The organism is Selenomonas dianae (assembly GCF_030644225.1).
Classification (GTDB): domain Bacteria; phylum Bacillota; class Negativicutes; order Selenomonadales; family Selenomonadaceae; genus Centipeda; species Centipeda dianae.
Genome location: NZ_CP128650.1, coordinates 424541 through 444573, shown reverse-complemented (window position 1 = coordinate 444573; position 20033 = coordinate 424541). Strand labels below are relative to the sequence as shown.

Genomic DNA, 20033 nt, shown 5'->3' with positions numbered 1-20033 from the left:
ACAAAAAATCTGCCGCAGGAAAAAATTTCCCGCAGCAGATCATTCATTAAGGAATCGCTGATAAAATGAAGTCCGTCAGATTGGCGTAGATTTTTTCGTCCGAACAAGGAGACAAACCGGACACATAGCAAGGGCTATGTGGAGGATCGAGGGCGCAGTGCGGGCAAAAAAATACGTCAAGACGGCGTGGCTGAATTTATCAGCGTTTCCTTAAATCTTGCATTCGTATTTCCCGCAGAAGTGAAAGGCGGGCAGCTCCGCATTCGTGAGGAGGCAACGGTTCTTCATCTGCGGCTCATACTCCCACTGTCCAATGCGTGGCGCACGCGGACGGATCGCCGCATTCGTCGGGTCATACCAATGCTTGCAGAACCCACATTTACGGAACGATTTCCCGCTGATATTGACGAGTTCCATAACCGCCCCTCCCGTGCACCTTTAACGCTTCCATAAAGCGTATATTTTCTCTCCCACCCAAATGAGCACAAAGAGACCAATCAGTGTGAGAACAGCATCTTCCCATCCCCATCTTTCCACCATAATGAAAAAATCAATCACACCCTTGAGCATTTGTTTTCAACTCCTGCATTTGTGATACAGACGTCAATAAGATGTTCTCGGCGTTTCTACTTCGTTTCGTGCTTCAATATTGCTTCATCGACCATATTACTGATGTTCTTAGCAAAATTCAAGCCCGCCCAATGTGTGAATTTATACCCGCATATGAGACCTGCCACTATACCGATCGGTGCAGAAACAACTAATTCATCCAGAATGCTGACCACCTGCTTGATCAGAAACAAGGATGTCCCCAATTTGATAAATGACCACCGGGATGCAGAAACCGCCCTGCCTATCAGTGCGTCCAACTCCTGCATCACCTTAATATCAACGGCACCGCCCAAGCGACGATAGAGAACAATCATATTGATGGTCGTCAACACGCCATGCGTCGGTAGAGGCCCCACAGCCGCACCGATAAGTTTATGTTGGTTGACAATGGATGAAATTTTCCCTTTGACAGATTCGTTGTAAACAGACAGAAGTTCATCCCGTTCACGCGTCCCCTTTTCAATCTCCCCCGCCACCATATCCACAGCCTTGCCCATCGCCGCATCCTGAACTTTGCTCACCGGCAACATCGACATTTGAATCGCTCCCTTTAATTATACAGATCCTGCACAGCATACAAGAAGATCTTAGCTTACAGCTTTACCGCTGTCATATTACTGATCTTCACATTTCTAGAAACTCTCTGTTTCACTTTTGATTTCGCCTCCGCCATCGAAGACGCTTGCACCGTCGTCCCCTTTCGATTTGGATACTTAGCATTCGGCGAAAGTTCATCCCATAATACGCGAAATGTAGCCATAAAGGATGCCTCCTTTCTTATCATCAACTATTCTTGATGATCTTTTATGAGTATATTATTCCCCCCCCCGCGGATTTTCCTGCCCAAATTAAAAATTTTTCAGGAAAATCCGCAAAGAATTACAGTCATCTTTCCACCGTTATCCTTCTTCTCAAAATCATCTCTTTACACGCCCGCTCCATCTACGGTATAATTACCACGTATGATTTTATAGATTCCGCAGTTCATCAGCGAAACATCAACATCGGTTTTATAATCTTTTGGATGTTTTTCCCATATATTGCCCAAAGGAGAGGTGTACAGGGAGATGAAAGCGGAGGGAGAAAGGGGTAATGTTATGAAAGATGAGATCTTTAGTGTGCTCCAACGCGTCGGGCGCAGCTTCATGCTGCCCGTGGCGATTCTGCCGATCGCGGGCATTCTGCTCGGCATCGGTGCGTCGTTCACGAACCCGACGACGATTGAGACATACGGTCTCGGCGGCATCCTCGGTGCGGGCACGGCACTGAATGCACTGCTCACGATCATGGCGAGTGCAGGCAGCACAATCTTCGGCAATCTGCCGATCATCTTCGCGGTCGGTGTCGCCATTGGCATGGCAAAGGCGGAGAAGGAGGTCGCGGCGCTCTCGGCGATGATCGCGTTCTTCGTCATGCACACAGCGTGTAATGCGATGCTGAAACTCGGCGGGCAGATCCTGCCGGACGGCTCTGTCGCTCCGACAGTTCTTGAAGGGACGATTGCCGCTTCCTGCGGCATTATGTCGTTCCAGATGGGCGTGTTCGGCGGCATCATCGTCGGCATCGGTGTCGCATGGCTGCACAACAAGTATCACAAGATCGTCCTGCCGAATGCACTCTCCTTCTTCGGCGGTTCGCGCTTCGTTCCGATCATCTCGACGATTGTGTTCCTCTTTGTCGGGATTGCGATGTACTTCCTCTGGCCGCTCGCACAGCAGGGGATTTTCGCCCTTGGCAGCCTCGTCACAGGTACGGGCTACATCGGCACGCTGATCTTCGGTATCATCAAGCGCGCGCTCATCCCCTTCGGTCTGCACCACGTTTTCTACCTGCCGTTCTGGCAGACGGGCGTCGGCGGATCGATGATGATCGACGGTCAGCTCATCCAGGGCGGTCAGAACATCTTCTTCGCACAGCTCGCCTCGCCGAACGTCGCACATTTCAGTGCAGACGCGACGCGCTACTTCTCGGGTGAGTTCATCTTCATGATCTTCGGTCTGCCGGGCGCGGCACTCGCTATGTACCACTGTGCGCGTCCCGAGAAGAAGAAGGTCGCGGGGGGACTTCTCCTCTCGGCGGCGCTCACCTGTATGCTCACGGGTATCACGGAGCCGATCGAGTTCTCGTTCCTCTTCGTGGCTCCCGCGCTCTTCGCGGTGCAGGTCGCACTCGCAGGCGCGGCGTACATGATTGCACACATGCTGAACATCGCCGTGGGTCTTACGTTCTCCGGCGGTCTCCTCGACTTCTTCATCTTCGGTATTTTGCAGGGCGAGGCAAAGACGAACTGGATGTACGTCATCCCGGTCGGCGTGATCTACTTCTTCCTCTACTACTTCATCTTCCGCTGGATGATTCAGCACTTTGGCTTCAAGACGCCTGGCCGTGAGGACGACGACGAGGAAACGAAACTCTATACAAAGGCGGACTACAAGGCACGCGAGGGCGCAGGCGGCGCGTCGGGTGATGCAAAGAGCGCAGCGATTGCACGCGGACTCGGCAGCAAGCGTAACATCACGTCCGTTGACTGCTGCGCAACGCGTCTGCGCTGCTCGGTCGCAGACTCCTCGCTGGTAAATGAAAAGCTGCTCAAGGCGACGGGCGCGGTCGGCGTCATCGTCAAGGGCACAGGCGTACAGGTCATCTACGGTCCGCAGGTCGCCGTCATCAAGTCGAACCTTGAGACCTATCTTGAGACCGCACCCGAGGTTGAGCCGGAGGACAATGCACCTGCCGCAGCCCCCGTCGAGGAACGTCCCACCGCTGCGGAAACACCGGCAGCCGCAGCCTCCACAGGTGCGCGGCGCACACTCTGCAGCCCCGTCACAGGCACGGTACACCCGATCACGGAGGCACCCGACGAGGCGTTCGCAAGCAAGATGATGGGCGACGGCTTCTTCATCTACCCGAGCAAAGGCGAGGTCGTCGCGCCCGCCGACGGCGAGGTGGTCTTTGTCTTTGACACGAAGCACGCCATCGGCATGAAGAGCGCAGACGGCATGGAGTATCTGCTCCACATCGGTGTGGATACGGTCGCGCTCGGCGGACAGGGCTTCAATGTCTTTGTCGAATCGGGACAGCAGGTGAAGAAGGGCGACAAGCTCATGGAGTTCGACATCGACTACATTCGGAAGAATGCGAAATCCGATGCCTGTCTTGTAATCTTCACGGGTCTACCCGAAGGCACGAGCGTTGAGATGACCGCTACGGGCGAGGTCAAGGCACTCGATTCGGTCGCGACGGTATAACGTACAGATCACAACTCCCGCAGCAATTCCCATACAAAAAGAACGCCGCTCCCGATGATTTGGGAAGCGGCGTTCTTTTTGTATGCAGCGAACTGTTTTATGCCGATCAAATTTCCGTCCCGGCACGGATCTCCGTGATGACCTCGTTTGCATCGACGTAGAACACCATTTCTTGAATGCCGTGATACACGTCGTAAATATACATCTTGCGTCCATCCTGATCGACCTTCGTCATCGTCGCCTCGCCGAATTTCGCAACTACCGCAGAATACGGCATACGGACGGCAAGTCCGCTCGGTGTCTTAAGATATGCGTCCTTGCAGGAAAAGCCGTTGACGCGCAGATCACTCTCGGGTTGAACATCCTGCGCCCCTCCGACCGCTGTGATGGAGAAGGTCGGCGAATAGATGTAGGTTACTGAGCGGATGCCATCGCCCCTAAACTCCTTCTTATCTGCCGGCTCACCATAGACGCTCGCGACATAGCCGAGCGAGCAGCCGCGCCCGACGCCGCCGACATACATCTCATCGCGGGTCATCGTGTGGGCGAGTGCCGCCGTCTGACAGAGCAGAAAAATGGCAACACATAGAAATAGGATTCGTTTCATCGGAACAACCTCCATGCAGAAGGAAGCACTGCTCCCCTATTCTTTTACAATCTCGCCGTGCCAGTCCTTGATGCCGCCCATCTCGACGATGTTCGTATAGCCAAGACCCGCGAGCTTCTCCGATGCCTGCTGACTGCGTGCGCCGCTGCGGCAGTAGACAAAGATCCTCTGTGCCTTGTCGGGCAGTTCCTTGGGCGGTGCTCCCCCGATGGATTCGTTCGGGACATTGATGGCATTCGGAATATGCCCGTCAGCATATTCCTTCGCCGTCCGCACATCGACGATCAGATACCCGGACTCTGCCGCCATCATCTTCGCCGCCTCATCGGAGCCGACACGCTGAAATGCCGTCCCCTGCGCCTTTGCATCGGACGCAGCGACGGACTTCGGAGCGTCTGCCTGTTGCGCACTGCCGCATCCGCAGATCCCCAGTGACCACACACTCAGACAAAGCGCCATAACAAATTTACTCATACAAAACCTCACAATCAAAAAAATTATTTTTCAATCTCGCCATGCCAATCCTGAATACCGCCCATCTCGACAATGTTTCTGTACCCCATATGCGCAAGCCGATTGGCGACATTCATACTGCGGATCCCCTTGACGCAGTAAACGAAAATCGTCTGACTGCGATCGGGCAGCTGCCGCGGCGGATCTTCTCCAAACTGATCCATCGGGATATTGATCGCGTGCGGGATATGCCCCTCGGCGAATTCCTCGGGCGTGCGCACATCGAGAATCAGATAGTTCTCTGTCTTTGCCATCATCACCTGAGCCTCGTCGGCGGTAATGCGGCGATATTTCGCCTGTTCCTTATGATCTTCCTCCATCTCGCCGCAGCCGACAGCGGAGAAGGTCATCACGACCAACAGAAGACCTGCCAAAATCTTTCCCATAGATTTCCTCCCAAAAGCGATGCCGCAGTGCGGCAATCTATCGAAAGAATACCATAATCATCCCGCCCACCGTCGGCAATGCGACGATCCAAAAGCGCAGGACGGGCAGCGGCGCGAGATGGGTCAGCTTCGCCCCGACGTACGAGCCGAGCGAGAGCGCGAGGAGCGTTTGGATGAAGAGCCAAGGCTCAAGCTGTCCGTAGAGAATATAGCCGATGCCGCCGCTGACGGAGATCGGTACAATAATCATCATCGTCGTGCCGATCGCCTGTAAAAGAGGAACGCCAAAGATCACCATGAGCGCGATCTGAATGTACGCCGCCGAGCCGATGCCGAACGCACCGGAGAGCACGCCGCAGAGGAAGCCGACGGGCAGTCCGCAGAGATAGAGCCGGCGCCCCGTCAGCAGGGTCTCGCGCACAGGGATCTGACGCGCCAGCCACTGCGCCTGATAGATGCGCAGATAGAGAAGAAAGGCACTGGAGAGCAGCATAAGCCCCGTAAAAAGGCTGAGATCGGGCGCCTCCATGTGGTTCGACAGAACCGCGCCGATCAGTGCGCCGACGAGCCCCCCTGTACCGAGGACAGCGCCCGTCAGCGGCACAACCTCGCGCTCCCGATAGTGACTGATCGCGCCCGAGAGCGTGGTGAACGCCATCGAGCCGAGCGCGACGGCAAGAGCCTGATGGATGGGAACACCGAACCCTACCACGAGCAGTGTGATGATAACACCGCTGCCGCCCGCCCCAACGAAGCCGATGATCCCACCCATGAGGAGCATGGACAAAAAGAGCATGGCTTTCTCCTCCGGCGATGCAGGAAAGCCCGCATCGCCATAATATAAAAGGAGCTGCATAGCAGCTCCTATCTATTGCGATGGTGACGCCTATGGGATTCGAACCCATGAACCCGCCGTGAGAGGGCGGTGTCTTAACCACTTGACGAAGGCGCCGAGAATTGGTGACGCCTATGGGATTCGAACCCATGAACCCGCCGTGAGAGGGCGGTGTCTTAACCACTTGACGAAGGCGCCACATATGTTAACAGGAGGTACTATATCATAGTTTTACAAAAAACACAAGCATTTTTTTCGCAAACTTCACTGTCATGCCGAAAGATGCGAAAGTGCCGCACGCAGGCGTGCAAGCCCCGCCTCCCTGCCGAGGATGGCAAGCAGTTCCGTCGCCCCACCGGGGGTCACCGACTGTCCTGCCGCCGCGATGCGCAGCACCCACATGACCGTCCCTTTCTTCCACCCCTCACGCTCGATGCACTCTTCAAGCAGGGCATAGAGGAGATCGTTCTCCCAGTGCTCGGCGGGCAGTGCCGCGAGAATGTCGATGAGCGCGGGCAGGAGCTCCTTTGCCGTATCGGGTGTCACCTTGTTGCGCTTGTTCTCGTAGAGTGCCGCATCAAAGGGCGGTGTCTCAATGAGGAATGCGATGGAGGGGCGCACGTCGGAGAGCTTTGTCACGCGCGTACGCAGGAGGCGTGCAATCGCCGCCCACTGCTCCGCCAGCCGCGCGGGGAGTTCTCCCGCGAACGGACGCGCCGCCTCGGCGAACGCCTCATCCGTCATCGCCTTGAAATACTCCCCGCTCATCCAGCCGAGCTTGTCGTAGTCAAAGACGGCGGGCGATTTCGACAGTCCTTCGAGCGAGAACGCCTCGATCAGTTCGTCCATCGAAAAGACTTCCTGATTCGTCGTCTTCGGACTCCACCCGAGGAGTGCGACGTAGTTCACAATCGCCTCGGCAGGATAGCCCATCGCCACGAGATCGGCAAAACTCGTTGCACCGTGACGCTTTGAGAGCTTGCTCGTCCGGCCCGTCGCGTCGTCGCGTCCCATGACGGGTGCGAGATGGACGAATACAGGCGGTTCCCACCCGAACGCCTCATAGAGGAGAACGTGCTTCGGCGTCGATGTGATGAACTCCGTACCGCGGATGATGTGCGACACCCTCATGAGGTGATCGTCGATGACATTCGCGAAATTATACGTCGGCATCCCGTCACGCTTTAAGAGCACCTGATCTTCGAGCTCCGTATTCGGAATCGTGACATTTCCGTGGAGCACATCGTAGAATGTCGTCTCGCCGACGAGCGGCATCTTTTGACGAATGACGTATTCCTCACCACGCGTGAGACGTTCCTCCACCTCGGCGGGGCTGAGGTCGCGGCAGGTACGCAGATAGCCGCCGAACGACTTCTCACCGTCCGCAGGCTCCGCCTCTTCCGTATGATTGCAGAAGCAGCGGTAGGCGTGTCCGCTCGCGACGAGCCGCTCGGCGTATTCCTTGTAGATCGCCATGCGCTCGCTCTGAACGTAGGGACCGTAGTCGCCGCCGATCCCATCGGGGCCCTCGTCAGGCACGATCTTTGCCGCGTCAAGGGTGCGGCGGATGAAGTCCACGGCATCCGCAACGTAGCGGTTCCGATCCGTATCCTCAATGCGCAGGATAAATGTCCCGTCGTTTGCACGCGCAAAGAGATACGCATAGAGTGCCGTGCGCAGATTACCGATGTGCATATAGCCCGTCGGGCTCGGTGCAAAACGGGTGCGAATCTCCGTATTTGTCAACGTATTTCCTCCATTATCCAAAAATCAGCCGCGCAGATAGCTGCACAGAGCACGGAACATGATGAGCGAACTCATCGCACCGGGATCCTCGATGCCGATGCTGCGCGGTCCCACGAGTGCCGCACGTCCGCGGCGTGCCGCGATGGTCTTTGTGTACTCTGCGCCCGCGCGCCCCTCGTTCAGCGCATCCTCAAGGCACTCGCGCAGACTCTTGCCGTCCGCATTCTCCGCGCGGAACGCATCGCGGATCGGAATGAGCGTATCGAGCATGGTTTTGTCTCCGCGCTCGGCGCGTCCGCGCCGTTGGATCGCCGCAATTCCTGCCGTAAAGAGCTTCTCGAAGCTATGCACGTCCAGCCGCGTCTGATCGTTCACCGCCTCACTCGCACGCACGAAGGCGATCCCGTAGAGTGGTCCCGCCGCGCCGCCGACGTTCTCGATGAACGCGCGTCCGATGTGGTAGAGCACATCCTTGACCGGCGCATCGGGCGGCAGATCCGCCAGACGCTCCTCCGCCGCCGTAAAGCCGCGCGCCATATTCAGACCGTGATCCCCGTCTCCGGTCCTCGCGTCCACCGCCGTCAAATAATCCTTCTGTGCCATAATCGCGGTGATGACTGCATTCACCGCATCCCTTACATTTGCCATCTCCATCGCCCCATCTTTCCCGAAATGAAGGAAGAACCGATCAATTCAGCGATTCCTTAGAGTTTTCCATATTCTCACATATATTATTATAGCACGGGATTTTCGATAGGAAAAGAGCATTCACACATTTCAAGCAGGTTTTCGAAAAGACAGATTTCAAATTGTTGGTACAAATTGCAATTCCCGTGTTTGTCAAGTCTTGCGGCTCACTTTTTTTTATGCTATCATAATGCACAAGAAGGTGAGCCTTAGGTGTGCGTATGCCTTAGCAATGTCTAACCTACAGATTATTTAGGGAATCCGAATTGATTCCGGTGAATGCGATACTCCTTCGGAGGACGCGGTAGTCGGACTTAGGGTACCCACCTGCTTTACGCAGGTATAGACATATAAGTCATACGGCATTTCAGACCCCTCTCTTGCGGTCAGAGTGGAACTGCCCCTGCGGCGGCTCTGTTCTGACCTTTTTGTATGCGCAGTGCGGCAGGATTTTTTTGAAAAGAACCGAATACATATAATGTTATACATGAACTCACACAGGATCAGGAGAGATCGACATGACGGATCCGGATAAGACAAAGGAAGAGATGAACGGGAGCACGCCGGCAAAGCGGCGCGGTCGTCCGAAAAAACGCATACAGGAAGATACGGAGGACACCGTCGCCAAGAAGCGCGGCCGACCGAAGAAGGGGGAAACCGCCGCCGCGCAGGTCACACCGCGCCGCCAGCGGCCTACTGAGTTGGTCTTTGCGCTCGACATCGGCACGCGCAGCGTCATCGGCATCGTCGCCGAGCAGCGGGACGGGCTGCTCCACATCCTCGCCACGGAACGCATGGAGCACAAGACACGCGCGATGCTTGACGGACAGATTCACGATGTGCCGCAGGTCGCTGCGATCATCCGCGAGGTCAAACGCCGCCTCACCGAGCGTACGGGCACACTCAGCAGTGCCGCCGTGGCTGCGGCAGGACGCGCGCTCTACACAATGACGGCGGAGGCAGAGCAGGAGATCACGGGCACGATCTCGCCCGCACAGCAGCGCGATCTCGACTTTGCCGGTGTACAGGCGGCACAGCGGAAGCTCGCGCACTCGCATACGGTCGATGATCCGACGCGCTACTACTGCGTCGGCTACAGCACGATCCGCTACGAGCTCGACGGCAACGAGCTCAAGACCCTCACGGGGCAGCGCGGCAGACACGCAAAGGCGACGGTCATCGCGACCTTCCTCCCCCGTCAGGTCGTCGACTCCATGCAGTCGGCACTGCGGGAGACGCATCTTGAGATGCGCGCGCTCACCCTCGAACCGATTGCGGGCATCAATGTCCTCATCCCGCCGACGATGCGCCATCTGAATCTCGTCCTCGTGGACATCGGCGCGGGCACGTCCGACGTCGCCATCACGCGCGGCGGCTCTGTCATCGCCTACGGCATGGTGCCGATGGCGGGCGATGAGATCACGGAGGCGATCTCGCGCGAGTACCTGCTCGACTTCAACATCGCCGAGGACATCAAGCGCAAGGCGGCGGACGGACAAGATGTCTCGTTCACGGACATCCTCGGCATGAAGCTCGCACTCACCGCCGATCAGGTTCTCACCGCAATCAAGCCGGGGGTCGAGCACCTTGCAACGGCGATTGCAAAGCAGATTTTGGATCTGAACGGCGAGCCGCCGCAGGCGGTTATGCTGGTCGGCGGCGGCGCACTCACGCCCATGATGCCGGAGCTGGTGGCGGGTGCACTTGGCATTCCCGAGGCGCGTGTCGCCGTGCGGCATCCGGACGAGGTGGACGGGGTCGCAGAGCTGCCCGAAGAACTCCACGCCCCCGATGCGGTCACACCGCTCGGCATCCTGAAGATCGCCTCCATCAACACGCTGCACTTCCTCGCCGTCTGGATCAACGACATCGAGTACAGCCTCTTTAACTTCCGCGAGCTCAATGTCTCCGACGCCCTGCTCGCGGCCGGCATCAGCCTCAGGAAATACAACGGTCGCCCCGGCATGGGGCTCATGATTACCGTGAACGGTGAACGGCGCAGCTTCCCCGGCACGATGGGAACACTCGCACAGATCACAATCGACGGTAAGAGTGCGGGGCTTGACTCCCCCATTCACGACGACTGCCGCATCAAGCTCGTTGCGGGCGAGAACGGCACGCAGCCGAAACTCCATCTCAGCGAAGTCATCGGCACAGCGGACAGCTACACCGTCACACTCAACGGAGAGGAAAAGACGGTCGCGGCAAGCATCCTCGTCAACGACAATATTCCAAACGGCGACCCTGTCCTGCGCGACGGCGACATTATCATCTCGCGGCGCGAGCGCACCCTCGGCGAGGTGCTGCGCGCAGAGCATCTGCCGCCCACGGGACGCCGCATCTCCTACACACTCAACGGCGAGGCGCGCCGTTTCTCCACCCAGCCGAAGATCACGCTGAACGACGGTCCTGCGCCGCTCTCCACCATGCTGCACGAGGGCGACGTGATCGAGTACGAGGAGACTGCGATCCCGACGGTCGCATCCGTGCTGAATTTCTCCGCTGCCGCCTCCTATGCGACCATTACATACGAAGGAGCGGAGCACCACATCCCCGCCGCCGGTTTTGCCCTCACGATCAACGGACATGAGGTATCGCCCGATACCATCGTCGAGGACGGTGCTGTCATCGTCTACCAGAAGGGTACCGGCACGGCGAACGTCAGCGAGGCACTGCTTGCCGTCGGCTTCACACCACCGCCCGCAACAAGCCGCGTCACCTTTACGATCCTCGTCAATGGAGTCAAGGCGGACTTTACCAGTCCCATCCGCACGGGAGATACCTTGGAAGTGCAGTTCACACCGCTCGAAAGTGCGTCTCCCGCTGCCGCCGCTCCCGTCGGAGACACCCCCGCAGCAAGCGCCATTCTCTCCGGCATTGCCGCACGCGCAGGACTCATGCAGGATGCGCCAAGCTGCGCGGAACCGATTCCGGAGGAAACAGACGAGCCGCCGACACCAAAGCCACCGCAGACCGGCGGTACAGTTACGATTGACTCCCTCATGCGCTACGATTGATCTCCCCCAACAAAAAAGAGCTTCCACCGCAGCAGAAGCTCTTTTTTTGTTGGATGCGCAAAGAAAAACCCGCGTTTTCCCTACTGTTCCTCCCGCAGGGATTTCCAACGGTCATGCAGCCAGAACCACTCCTCGGGATAGCGACGAACCCACGCCTCGATGCGGTCGCTGACACACTGCGTCACGCGCCGCACATCCGCCGCACGGTCGTCGGTCTTATCGACGGTAAGGGGTGGCTCGACGGTAATTACGTGATGCCCATTTTCCTCCCGATGGATGAACACAGGAAAGATCGGCACCTCGCAGCGGCGCGCAATCGCCGCCGCCCCCGTAAATGTATTCGTCGGCTGCCCGAAAAAGTCAACAATAACGCCATCGCGCAGCGCAGGATCCTGATCGCTGATGAGCCCAATGATCCAGCCCTCGTCAATCATGCGGAACATCTCGCGCACGCCCGAACGATAGGTGACGTGTATCCCGACGAGCGAACGATACTCATTGATGAAGCGATCCATCCCCGCCGAGCTCTGCCGCTTCGCCACGCCCACCAAAGGAAAGCCCGCCGAGGCGAATGCACCGCCCATGAGTTCCCAGTTGCCGCTGTGCGAGGTAGCAAAAACTGCCCCGCTCCCTTCCTCGACAACTGCACGCAGTTCTTCCACTGCGCCCGTGAGCGTGACGTAGTCCTCGATGTACTCCTTCATGACGGGATAGCGCAGCACCTCCATCAGCATCGGACCGAAGCGCAGACTACTCGCACGAGCAATGCGCTCCGCCTCTGCATCCGAAACGCCAAGGCAGCGCATGACCTGCTCCCGTGCGAGTGCCTTGCGCCGTGCAGGGATAAAGATCCACGCGAGCCGTGCGAGCCCCGTGCCGAGCGCCATCGCAGCACCGTGCGGCAGGAGACAGATCAGACGGCTGAGGAACTTCATCGCAGCATAGGAAAACATCTCAGTCCTTCCCACGCAGTCCCTCAAGCTCTTTTTCGAGGGATTTTATTTTTTTCACCATCTCGGGCAGACGGCGGATCGCCGCCTGCACGCGCAGCCACTCCGTATGCGGCTGCACGGGGAAGCCCGCACAGAACACGCCCTCCGGCATATCCCCGATGATGCCGGAACGTGCGGCATAGACCGAGTTCGCACCGATGCTGATATGACCGACCGTACCGACCTGCCCGCCGAATGTGACGTTGTGCCCGACCTTCGTCGAGCCGGAGATGCCCGTCTGTGCAACAATGAGACAATTCGCGCCGATGTTGCAGTTGTGACCGATATGCACGAGGTTGTCGATCTTTGTCCCCTTGCCGATCACCGTCGCACCGAGCGTCGCGCGGTCGATGCCGACGTGTGCGCCGACCTCCACATCATCCTCGATGACGACACCGCCAACCTGCGGTACTTTCGTATGCACACCCGCCTCCGTCGTAAAACCGAAGCCATCCGCCCCGATGACCGCGCCGCTGTGGATGGTGCAGCGCGCACCAATGCGGCAGTGCTCGCGCACCGTCGCGCTCGAATAGAGCACGGTATCCGCACCGATCACGCTGTACTGTCCGACGTAGGTATGGGGATAGATCGTTGCACCCGCACCGATGACCGCATAATCATCAATATAGGCAAAGGGCAGAATGGTCACGCCCTCCCCGATCTTCACGTCCGTTCCAACGTATGCCCGGTCACTCACTCCGACGCTGTGCTCAATCGGCGGAGTAAAGATCGTCAGCAGCTTCGCGAACGCCGCTTTCGGGTCGGCAACGTAGATCACGGGACAGACAAAGCCCTCCGTCCCCGTCGGCAGGAGGAGCGCCCCCGCCGTTGCACCTGCACGCGCCGCCTCGATGTGCGGCGGCACGGCAAAGGCAAGCGCGTCCGCTCCCGCCTCATCCAGTGCCGCAAGTCTCCGAATCACATACGTGCCGTCGCCGCTGACTGTGCCGCCGACGAGGACTGCGATCTCATTGACTGTCTTTTCCATGCGCATATGCCTCCTATTGGAGTTTGCCGATCACTTCGTCCGTGATGTCCACACCGCCCGCAAACACAGTTGGTGTTTGCGCAGTGCCGGCATCCAGCACGATGTCCAGCTCCTTCGCCTTGACAATGTCCTGTACGGCGACGTTCAGTTTCTGCTCATACTGGATCATATACATCTGATTCAGTCCCGCCATCTTGCGCTGCGTCTCCATCTGGAGCTGCTGCGCCTCCTCGGTGGTCATATTCGGATTCGCCTCGAACTTCGCCTGTGCTTCCTTCTGCGCCTCCATGAGCTTTTCATTTGCCTCTGCAACCACCGCCTTGATCTGAGGGGCTTCCTGCTGTACGCGCTCACGATCCATTGTACCGATGTGTACCTGACCGCAGCCGGCAGCACACGTGCTCACGATAAGAAGGCATGCCGCAGCTGCCTTACTGATAACATTCATCTGTATAAAATCCTTTCCATTCGTGCAGACCCCAAACTATATCATTGGTGCGCCGCAGGTGTGATCTGCTGCATCTCGCGCACCATCTGTGCCGTCACATCGCGCACACCGTCACCGAGGATCGGCACATACCGGGACGTGACAAAGAGCTCGCTGCGCTGCAGGAGGCGGCTTCCCTCTGCCTCGGGGGAGGCGAGTACAAGGGAGAGATGATATTGAATCGCCAGTTTTGCCGCACGGCTGCGCACATCGCGCAGGATCTCATCGGCAAGGGCATCCGCCTCCGCGCGCACGGAGGCAAGCCGCACAGCGCGCTGCATTTGAACCGTCCTGCCTTCCTGCGCCGCCAGAGCACGTTCCGTTTCTTTGACGCTGCGCTCCTCCGCCTCGTGCTGCAAACGCAGCGCCTCGCCCTTCTGTGCTTCCAGTGTCTCCTGCATCTGCCGCGTCCACTCCGCCTCGCGCGGGTTGATCTGCGCGGCGACACGCGCCCGAATCTCCTCCTGCCACTGGCGGTAGAGCTCCATCTGACGCGCAGCACGCTCGTGTTTGAGCATATCGCGCTCCGCTTCCCAGTTCGCACGTTCACGCGCCAGTTCTTCCTCACTGACCTTCGGTCCATGCATCGCACGCTGATTGTCAATCTTGAGGTTGATGTTCAAAATGGCGTTCAGATAGTCGTCGTCAATCGCCTTCCTGCGTGCCTCATAGTCCGCCTCCGTCGCCGCGCGAACCGACTCCGTCAGGCTCTTCTGCTCACGTTCCAGCGCCACACGTGCCGAGATTACCGTCTGTGCATTTTTCTGCCAGACCGAGTCCTCGAACGGCTGCGGATCTGTCGCGGGCGGCGTGATCTCCGGCAGTTCCGGCAGATCGCGCAGAAGCAGCGTGAGCGTACGCTCCTCGGCACGCAGTGCCGCAAGACGCGCATAGGATGGGTGCGCCGAAAGAACCTCTGCCATCCGCAGCGTCCCAATCTCAGGTTCGGGCATTGGTGTCCTGCGTTCCGGAACGGCGTAAAACAAGATGAGAAGGAGCAGCAGGATTGCCGCGCCCGCAAGGATTTCCCTGCGTTTCGTCTGCCATAGTTTTTTCACAGCCGTCCCCCGCATTTCCCCGTCTATAAAAATGTACCGAGCAGAGCTCTGCCCGGTACATATGCATATTCCCTGCGGATTACTTGCCCAGCTGCTTCACAACATCCTGCGTGATGTCCTGACCGCCATAGACGACAGATCCCTTTTCGATGACGACGGAAAGCCCCTTCTTCTCGGCAACGCTCTTGACTGCATCCTGGATGCTCTTGTCGATCGGCTCCATCAGCTCTTCATTCTTCTGCTGAAGGCGCTGCATCGTCTGCTGGTAGTAGTCTGCCTTCTCCTGGTCGTTCATGCTCGCCGACTTCGCCTCAAAGTCCGCCTGTGCCTCCTGCGAAGCCTTCTGCATCTCCGCATTCGCCGCTGCAAGCTGCGGATGCTGACTGCCGACCTGACGGTAGTCCACAACGCCCACGGAGGACGTCGCCGCCGAGGCAATGCCCGAACCGCTCTGCGTGAGTGCGAGCGCAACCACCGAGCCGACGAAGACGACGGCGATGAGAATGCTGATAATCTTAACCTGCTTCTGCTGCAATTTGATCATAGATATAATCTCCTTTTCTACCAGACCCGTCGGTACACTGACCGAACGCCATCCATTATAACAAAGAGTACCGCAGAGTTCAATATTATTTTGTTGCGCGATGAGCGACAAGCGGCATCTCCGCGAACTCCATGCCGGTGAGTGTGGGGCGGCTGAGCGGATTGTTCAGCCAATTCTCATGTGCAAAGGTCGCATCCACAATCTTGGAACCGTCCTGAAAGCGGTAGGTGGAGCTGTAGACCCCGTCCACAATGCTCTGATGAACGAGGGTCGCCTTGCCGTACAGGGTCTCCATATCACTGAGGCTCAAGCCCGCTCCGAGACCGTCAAAGTTCTCCTTCGTAATGACATTCTGTGCATCGCGGACGCCCTGCCACGAGCCCGCCGACGGCGCACGATCCGCCGTCTTTGCACCGCAGCCCGCAATAAGCATGGAGGATGCAGCAAATGCCGCCGCCACAAGACCGAGTTTGTTGATTTTCATCATGACAATCCCTCTTTCCGATAGAACTCTCCAAAATACTTTTTTATCATACACTATTCCGGACGTTCATTCAAGAAGAAAAACGAACTCCTCACGGCTGCACCGTCCGCCGATAGAGGCGCAGCTTTGTCCGCCCCTCGACGGGCAGTGCGCCCAGTTCCTCCCAGCCCTGCCCTGCGAAATTTTCCTCGAACGCGTCAAACGCATGGCGCTCCAGAACAAGATAGACCGTGCGGTCGGCGGGCAGCTCGTCGATGGGCAGAAACGGCATGACATTCTTGCTGTTCCAGCTCATCTCCCTCGGCGCACGTGCCGCGATCTCCTCACGCGTTGCGAGTTCATACATCGTATGCCCCGTGTAGTAGGGTACGGTTGCCGTATAGTCGCCGTAACAGACGAGGAGATCGTCCGTCTGCATGGTCCGGGAGAGAATCGCCGCCGCCCCCTTGCCGCTGAAATGACCGTCGCGCCCCGCGTAGTTCGTCGCTGCAAAGACCACGGCGAGATAGAACCCCATCCCAACGATCGCCCCCGCCTTGAGCACGCGCGTATTCTGCGCGAGAAGGCGCGCCGTGAGGATCGCCGTCGGCAGAAAGGCGGGAAAACTGTACGTCGGGTACTTCGTCGCCATCATCTGAAAGAATACGGGCACAACAATCGCCCAGACGAGCAGAAAGAGCGTCCGCGTCTCCACAACAGGACGCACGCGCCATGCGCGGAAGAGCGCAAGCGGCAGGGCAAAGCTCCACGGGAACATCCCGAGAACGTAGATGCCAAGATAGAAATACCAGACATCCCATTGCGCGTGCTCGGACACTGTTGCACGCAGCACGTTGTGAATCCCGAGGAAGGTATTGACAAAGTCCGCGCCATGCACGAGATACATATAGACGTACCACGGCGCACAGACCGCCGCAAAGACGAGCAGCCCCGTCGGGAGACAGACGCGTCCGAGCGCGGAAAGGTCACGCGCTGCGAGGAGAAAGACGAGGATGATAAGCCCCGGCAGGAGGAAACCGATCGGACCTTTCGTGAGGACGGCAAGCCCCGCACAGGCGTAAGCGATATAAAAAAAAGATCTGCGCCGCTCCCGATAACCGATATAGAACGCTGCAAGCGTTCCGCCGAAAAAGACAAAAAGACTCAGATCCGTGAGGATGAGCTTTGCGAGGAAGGAATAGAGGACGCTCGTTCCAAGGATGAGTGCCGACCAGAACGCCGTGCGCTCATCGTAGAGCCGCCGCGCAAAGGCATAGGTCAGACCGAGCCCCGCCGCCGCAAACAGCGCAGGGAAAAATCGCGCGGCAAAATCGGTTACGCCAAACACAGAAAACGCCGCAAGCAGTTCCCAGTAGAAGAAAATCGGCTTGTCGTACCAATAGTTTCCGTAGATCTGCGGCGAGAGAAAATCCCCCGCCGCAAGCATCTCCTTTGCTGTCTGCGTGTAGTTCACCTCAACGGGCGCGGTCACAGGAAGCGCACCGTTGCCCCAGAAGTACAGCGCCACAAGACACAGTAACGCCACCGCGCTTGTAAGCCGCTCGTTCATACGCTTTCCTCCCCCTGTCGCCCGCTCCGACGACGGTTGTCGCTCGCGACCAGATAGAGCGGACGATTCTTTACCTCCTGTAGGATACGTGCGATGTACTCGCCGCAGATCCCGAGCATCATCATCTGCATCCCGCCGAAGAACAGGCTGCAGACGACAATCGTCGACCACCCCGCCACCGTCTCCCCGCGCAGCGTTTCAAAAAGAACGTGGAGAAAGAGCACCACTGCCAGCAGTGCCGAGAGTATCCCCACATAGAATGCCACACGCAGGGGCTGCACCGAGTACGCGAGAATCCCGTCGAGCGCGAACGCAATCATCTTGTGCAGGGAGAACTTCGACTGCCCCGCAAAACGCTCGGGTGCAACGAACTCCACCGTCGTCTTGCGAAACCCCATCGAGCCGACAATCCCGCGGATGAAGCGTGCGTGCTCATGATAGCGGCGGAGCGCAAGCACCGCGCGGCGATCCATCAGGCGAAAATCCGACCCGCCCTCCTGAATATGCACATCCGTCACCGCATTGAGGAGGCGATAGTAGTACTTCGAGGTTAGGCGCTTAAACGCGGAAACCCCCTCCGTCGAGATCCGCACCGTCTGAACGATATCACAGCCCGCCTCCCACTTTTTGAGCAGAACGGGCAGGAGTTCCGGCGGATGCTGCATATCGCCGTCCATCGTGATGACCGCATCCCCCTCCGCATGATCCGTGCCGCAGGTCAGCGCAATCTGATGCCCGGAGTTCCGCGCGAGAAAGATCGACTGAACACGTGGATCACGTGCGCCGAGTTCCAGCAAAATTGTGCGGCTGCGGTCGCATGAACCGTCGTCGATAAAGAGAATCTCATACGCGTAGGGCAGCGCATCCATGACCCGCTCCACACACTCCGTGAAATGGGCGATATTGTCCTCCTCGTTGTAGACCGGTACCACAATCGAAATCCGTTTCACCGTTACAGCCCTCCCCTCATCCATCAGAAATTCCCAATCAGACGCACCCACGCATCGTCTTGGTCAATCAGTCCTGCGATGCTCATGAAGTCATGCAGTTTGTACCGCAGCTCCCATTCCCATGCGCCCTGCTCCGGCCACTGCTCGTAGCGCACACACCAGCGCGGATGGAGTTCATAGCTGCCCGCGAGCGAGAGGCGATCATCACGCAGATCATAGCGCAGCTCCCCCGTCAAATGGGGCAGAAGCGCACGCGCATATCCCAAGCGCCAGTCAAGATGCAGATCCTCCGGCGAGGCATCCGTCTCCGCATAGAGTTCATCCCGTGCACTCACCATCCGCCCTGCGTGCAGACGTACCTGCAGATCACGCCGCACATCGCCGCCTGCCGCAGACGTGCGCCCGATGTCCAGCCACCCCGTAAGGCGCAGCCGATACCGCGTCGTATCCGTACGGCTCATGACCGCCATGCGCTCGCCCGGCGCAATTGTCACCTGTGAGGTAAGACGGAGGCGGCGAACGTCGCTCCGTGCATCCAGCATCTGTGCGAGCTGATGCTCCAATGCGGTACGGTGACGCGCGACGAAGGCGACGGGAACACCGACAAGACGGTTCACCGCCATCTCCATCGCACTGCGCTGCGAGAGCAGCGCCACGTTCGGAATCGTATCCGAACGCATGGAGAGATCGACGGTCCGCACGACGGGCAGACGCGGATAGACCGTCAGACGCACCCGTGCCGCTGCATCGACCTCCAGATCGTAGTCCGCACGGAACTCCGGCAGACGTTCTTCCATATACGCGTTCAGACTGCGCTTCAGCGCACCCGCCGCCCAGTCCGTCGCCGCCACGGGCAGACCCACAAGGGCATCCGAAAAAACGTCCTCTACATCCGCGAGATCGGCACGCACCATCTCCTCGACGGCGGGCGGCATTCCCTCCACTGTCGTATCGACCGTAACAGTTTGAATCGTATCCGCCCACGGTACGAGATGAATCTCCACCTCCGCCTGCGGCGCGGGGCGCACAGTGACCCCCGTCACCGTATAACCGACGAGCAGACGATCAAAGACCGCGCCGATGATCTCCGCCTCCTCCGCCGCAGAGATCTCCGTCACGCGCCGCCCCTCCATACGCTCCGCCGCGATTGCCGCAACCGTGCGCTCCATACGCGCGCGCACCACGGGAGGAATCCGTTGATCGCCCACGACAATAGCCGCAGTCTCCTCCACGCGGGAGGACGCTGCGGCATAGACGGGGGCATACAGCCCCAAAACTGCGAAAAAGAGAAGCGCGAACGCACGGGCGCACACAAAGCGATGCGCCATAT

The 20033-nt window shown here is 58.3% G+C and carries 20 protein-coding genes, 2 tRNA genes and 1 other RNA gene; 3 read left to right on the top strand and 20 right to left on the bottom strand.

Going from position 1 to position 20033, the window contains the following annotated elements:
- Positions 1-210 precede the first annotated feature (210 nt).
- The 3 genes from QU667_RS02195 to QU667_RS02185 form a co-directional block, all read right to left on the bottom strand.
- Positions 211-417 (bottom strand): hypothetical protein, encoded by a 207-nt coding sequence (locus QU667_RS02195; protein WP_304987709.1) that lies wholly within the window; start codon positions 415-417, stop codon positions 211-213.
- Positions 418-626: 209 nt separating this feature from the next.
- Positions 627-1148: a hypothetical protein gene (locus QU667_RS02190; protein ID WP_304987708.1), complete on the bottom strand. Its 522-nt coding sequence runs from the start codon at positions 1146-1148 to the stop codon at positions 627-629.
- 56 nt (positions 1149-1204) lie between these two features.
- Positions 1205-1372 carry a hypothetical protein gene (locus QU667_RS02185; RefSeq protein ID WP_304987707.1) on the bottom strand — a complete coding sequence of 56 codons (168 nt, stop codon included), beginning with the start codon at positions 1370-1372 and terminating at the stop codon, positions 1205-1207.
- A 337-nt stretch (positions 1373-1709) separates the two neighbouring features.
- On the opposite strand from QU667_RS02185, the gene QU667_RS02180 reads away from it, so the two are divergent.
- A complete protein-coding gene (locus QU667_RS02180; protein ID WP_304987706.1) occupies positions 1710-3860 on the top strand; it encodes a PTS sugar transporter subunit IIABC in 2151 nt (716 codons plus the stop codon).
- Positions 3861-3966: 106 nt separating this feature from the next.
- Here the strand turns inward: QU667_RS02180 and QU667_RS02175 are convergent, their stop codons facing one another.
- The 8 genes from QU667_RS02175 to dhaL all read right to left on the bottom strand — a co-directional run bounded on the left by QU667_RS02175 (position 3967) and on the right by dhaL (position 8595).
- Positions 3967-4467, bottom strand: coding sequence for a hypothetical protein (locus QU667_RS02175; protein ID WP_304987705.1), 501 nt, complete (start codon positions 4465-4467; stop codon positions 3967-3969).
- 36 nt (positions 4468-4503) lie between these two features.
- Positions 4504-4941, bottom strand: coding sequence for a rhodanese-like domain-containing protein (locus QU667_RS02170; protein WP_304987704.1), 438 nt, complete (start codon positions 4939-4941; stop codon positions 4504-4506).
- Between the two features lie 23 nt (positions 4942-4964).
- Positions 4965-5366 (bottom strand): rhodanese-like domain-containing protein, encoded by a 402-nt coding sequence (locus tag QU667_RS02165; RefSeq protein ID WP_304987703.1) that lies wholly within the window; start codon positions 5364-5366, stop codon positions 4965-4967.
- Positions 5367-5403: 37 nt separating this feature from the next.
- Positions 5404-6162, bottom strand: coding sequence for a sulfite exporter TauE/SafE family protein (locus tag QU667_RS02160; RefSeq protein WP_304988380.1), 759 nt, complete (start codon positions 6160-6162; stop codon positions 5404-5406).
- A gap of 81 nt (positions 6163-6243) precedes the next feature.
- Positions 6244-6318 (bottom strand) — tRNA-Glu (locus QU667_RS02155).
- A 6-nt stretch (positions 6319-6324) separates the two neighbouring features.
- Positions 6325-6399: transfer RNA gene (locus QU667_RS02150), tRNA-Glu, on the bottom strand.
- Positions 6400-6471: 72 nt separating this feature from the next.
- Positions 6472-7896: a glutamate--tRNA ligase gene (gene gltX / locus QU667_RS02145; protein WP_304988379.1), complete on the bottom strand. Its 1425-nt coding sequence runs from the start codon at positions 7894-7896 to the stop codon at positions 6472-6474.
- Between the two features lie 75 nt (positions 7897-7971).
- Positions 7972-8595 (bottom strand): dihydroxyacetone kinase subunit DhaL, encoded by a 624-nt coding sequence (dhaL, locus tag QU667_RS02140; protein ID WP_304987702.1) that lies wholly within the window; start codon positions 8593-8595, stop codon positions 7972-7974.
- 241 nt (positions 8596-8836) lie between these two features.
- Here dhaL and ssrS point away from each other — a divergent pair.
- Positions 8837-9012: non-coding RNA, 6S RNA (ssrS, locus tag QU667_RS02135), on the top strand.
- Positions 9013-9152: 140 nt separating this feature from the next.
- Positions 9153-11651 (top strand): cell division FtsA domain-containing protein, encoded by a 2499-nt coding sequence (locus tag QU667_RS02130; RefSeq protein WP_304987701.1) that lies wholly within the window; start codon positions 9153-9155, stop codon positions 11649-11651.
- Between the two features lie 80 nt (positions 11652-11731).
- Here QU667_RS02130 and QU667_RS02125 read toward each other — a convergent pair whose 3' ends face one another.
- From QU667_RS02125 to QU667_RS02085, 9 genes are all read right to left on the bottom strand, one after another.
- Positions 11732-12604: a lysophospholipid acyltransferase family protein gene (locus QU667_RS02125; protein WP_304987700.1), complete on the bottom strand. Its 873-nt coding sequence runs from the start codon at positions 12602-12604 to the stop codon at positions 11732-11734.
- 1 nt (position 12605) lies between these two features.
- Positions 12606-13631 (bottom strand): UDP-3-O-(3-hydroxymyristoyl)glucosamine N-acyltransferase, encoded by a 1026-nt coding sequence (gene lpxD / locus QU667_RS02120; RefSeq protein ID WP_304987699.1) that lies wholly within the window; start codon positions 13629-13631, stop codon positions 12606-12608.
- Positions 13632-13644: 13 nt separating this feature from the next.
- Positions 13645-14079 carry an OmpH/Skp family outer membrane protein gene (locus tag QU667_RS02115; protein WP_304987698.1) on the bottom strand — a complete coding sequence of 145 codons (435 nt, stop codon included), beginning with the start codon at positions 14077-14079 and terminating at the stop codon, positions 13645-13647.
- A gap of 41 nt (positions 14080-14120) precedes the next feature.
- Entirely contained in the window at positions 14121-15176 is a 1056-nt protein-coding gene (locus tag QU667_RS02110; RefSeq protein ID WP_304987697.1) for a hypothetical protein, read from the bottom strand.
- Positions 15177-15255: 79 nt separating this feature from the next.
- Positions 15256-15720: an OmpH/Skp family outer membrane protein gene (locus tag QU667_RS02105; protein WP_304987696.1), complete on the bottom strand. Its 465-nt coding sequence runs from the start codon at positions 15718-15720 to the stop codon at positions 15256-15258.
- 85 nt (positions 15721-15805) lie between these two features.
- Positions 15806-16207 carry a hypothetical protein gene (locus tag QU667_RS02100; protein WP_304987695.1) on the bottom strand — a complete coding sequence of 134 codons (402 nt, stop codon included), beginning with the start codon at positions 16205-16207 and terminating at the stop codon, positions 15806-15808.
- A gap of 88 nt (positions 16208-16295) precedes the next feature.
- A complete protein-coding gene (locus QU667_RS02095) occupies positions 16296-17753 on the bottom strand; it encodes an ArnT family glycosyltransferase (protein WP_304987694.1) in 1458 nt (485 codons plus the stop codon).
- Positions 17750-18703 carry a glycosyltransferase family 2 protein gene (locus tag QU667_RS02090; protein WP_304987693.1) on the bottom strand — a complete coding sequence of 318 codons (954 nt, stop codon included), beginning with the start codon at positions 18701-18703 and terminating at the stop codon, positions 17750-17752. Before QU667_RS02090 ends, QU667_RS02095 begins: the two co-directional genes overlap by 4 nt.
- A gap of 23 nt (positions 18704-18726) precedes the next feature.
- A complete protein-coding gene (locus QU667_RS02085) occupies positions 18727-20031 on the bottom strand; it encodes an acylphosphatase (protein ID WP_304988378.1) in 1305 nt (434 codons plus the stop codon).
- Between the last annotated feature and the right edge of the window lie 2 nt (positions 20032-20033).

What these genes read in the sequence shown, in the direction of transcription:
- QU667_RS02125 (WP_304987700.1), bottom strand. Translation starts at nt 12,604, where the DNA reads ATGTTTTCCTATGCTGCGATGAAGTTCCTCAGCCGTCTGATCTGTCTC.
- QU667_RS02185 (WP_304987707.1), bottom strand. Translation starts at nt 1,372, where the DNA reads ATGGCTACATTTCGCGTATTATGGGATGAACTTTCGCCGAATGCTAAG.
- QU667_RS02115 (WP_304987698.1), bottom strand. Translation starts at nt 14,079, where the DNA reads ATGAATGTTATCAGTAAGGCAGCTGCGGCATGCCTTCTTATCGTGAGC.
- QU667_RS02180 (WP_304987706.1), top strand. Translation starts at nt 1,710, where the DNA reads ATGAAAGATGAGATCTTTAGTGTGCTCCAACGCGTCGGGCGCAGCTTC.
- QU667_RS02105 (WP_304987696.1), bottom strand. Translation starts at nt 15,720, where the DNA reads ATGATCAAATTGCAGCAGAAGCAGGTTAAGATTATCAGCATTCTCATC.
- QU667_RS02160 (WP_304988380.1), bottom strand. Translation starts at nt 6,162, where the DNA reads ATGCTCTTTTTGTCCATGCTCCTCATGGGTGGGATCATCGGCTTCGTT.
- QU667_RS02095 (WP_304987694.1), bottom strand. Translation starts at nt 17,753, where the DNA reads ATGAACGAGCGGCTTACAAGCGCGGTGGCGTTACTGTGTCTTGTGGCG.
- QU667_RS02165 (WP_304987703.1), bottom strand. Translation starts at nt 5,366, where the DNA reads ATGGGAAAGATTTTGGCAGGTCTTCTGTTGGTCGTGATGACCTTCTCC.
- lpxD (WP_304987699.1), bottom strand. Translation starts at nt 13,631, where the DNA reads ATGGAAAAGACAGTCAATGAGATCGCAGTCCTCGTCGGCGGCACAGTC.
- QU667_RS02170 (WP_304987704.1), bottom strand. Translation starts at nt 4,941, where the DNA reads ATGAGTAAATTTGTTATGGCGCTTTGTCTGAGTGTGTGGTCACTGGGG.
- gltX (WP_304988379.1), bottom strand. Translation starts at nt 7,896, where the DNA reads ATGCACATCGGTAATCTGCGCACGGCACTCTATGCGTATCTCTTTGCG.
- dhaL (WP_304987702.1), bottom strand. Translation starts at nt 8,595, where the DNA reads ATGGCAAATGTAAGGGATGCGGTGAATGCAGTCATCACCGCGATTATG.
- QU667_RS02190 (WP_304987708.1), bottom strand. Translation starts at nt 1,148, where the DNA reads ATGTCGATGTTGCCGGTGAGCAAAGTTCAGGATGCGGCGATGGGCAAG.
- QU667_RS02100 (WP_304987695.1), bottom strand. Translation starts at nt 16,207, where the DNA reads ATGATGAAAATCAACAAACTCGGTCTTGTGGCGGCGGCATTTGCTGCA.
- QU667_RS02085 (WP_304988378.1), bottom strand. Translation starts at nt 20,031, where the DNA reads ATGGCGCATCGCTTTGTGTGCGCCCGTGCGTTCGCGCTTCTCTTTTTC.
- QU667_RS02175 (WP_304987705.1), bottom strand. Translation starts at nt 4,467, where the DNA reads ATGAAACGAATCCTATTTCTATGTGTTGCCATTTTTCTGCTCTGTCAG.
- QU667_RS02130 (WP_304987701.1), top strand. Translation starts at nt 9,153, where the DNA reads ATGACGGATCCGGATAAGACAAAGGAAGAGATGAACGGGAGCACGCCG.
- QU667_RS02195 (WP_304987709.1), bottom strand. Translation starts at nt 417, where the DNA reads ATGGAACTCGTCAATATCAGCGGGAAATCGTTCCGTAAATGTGGGTTC.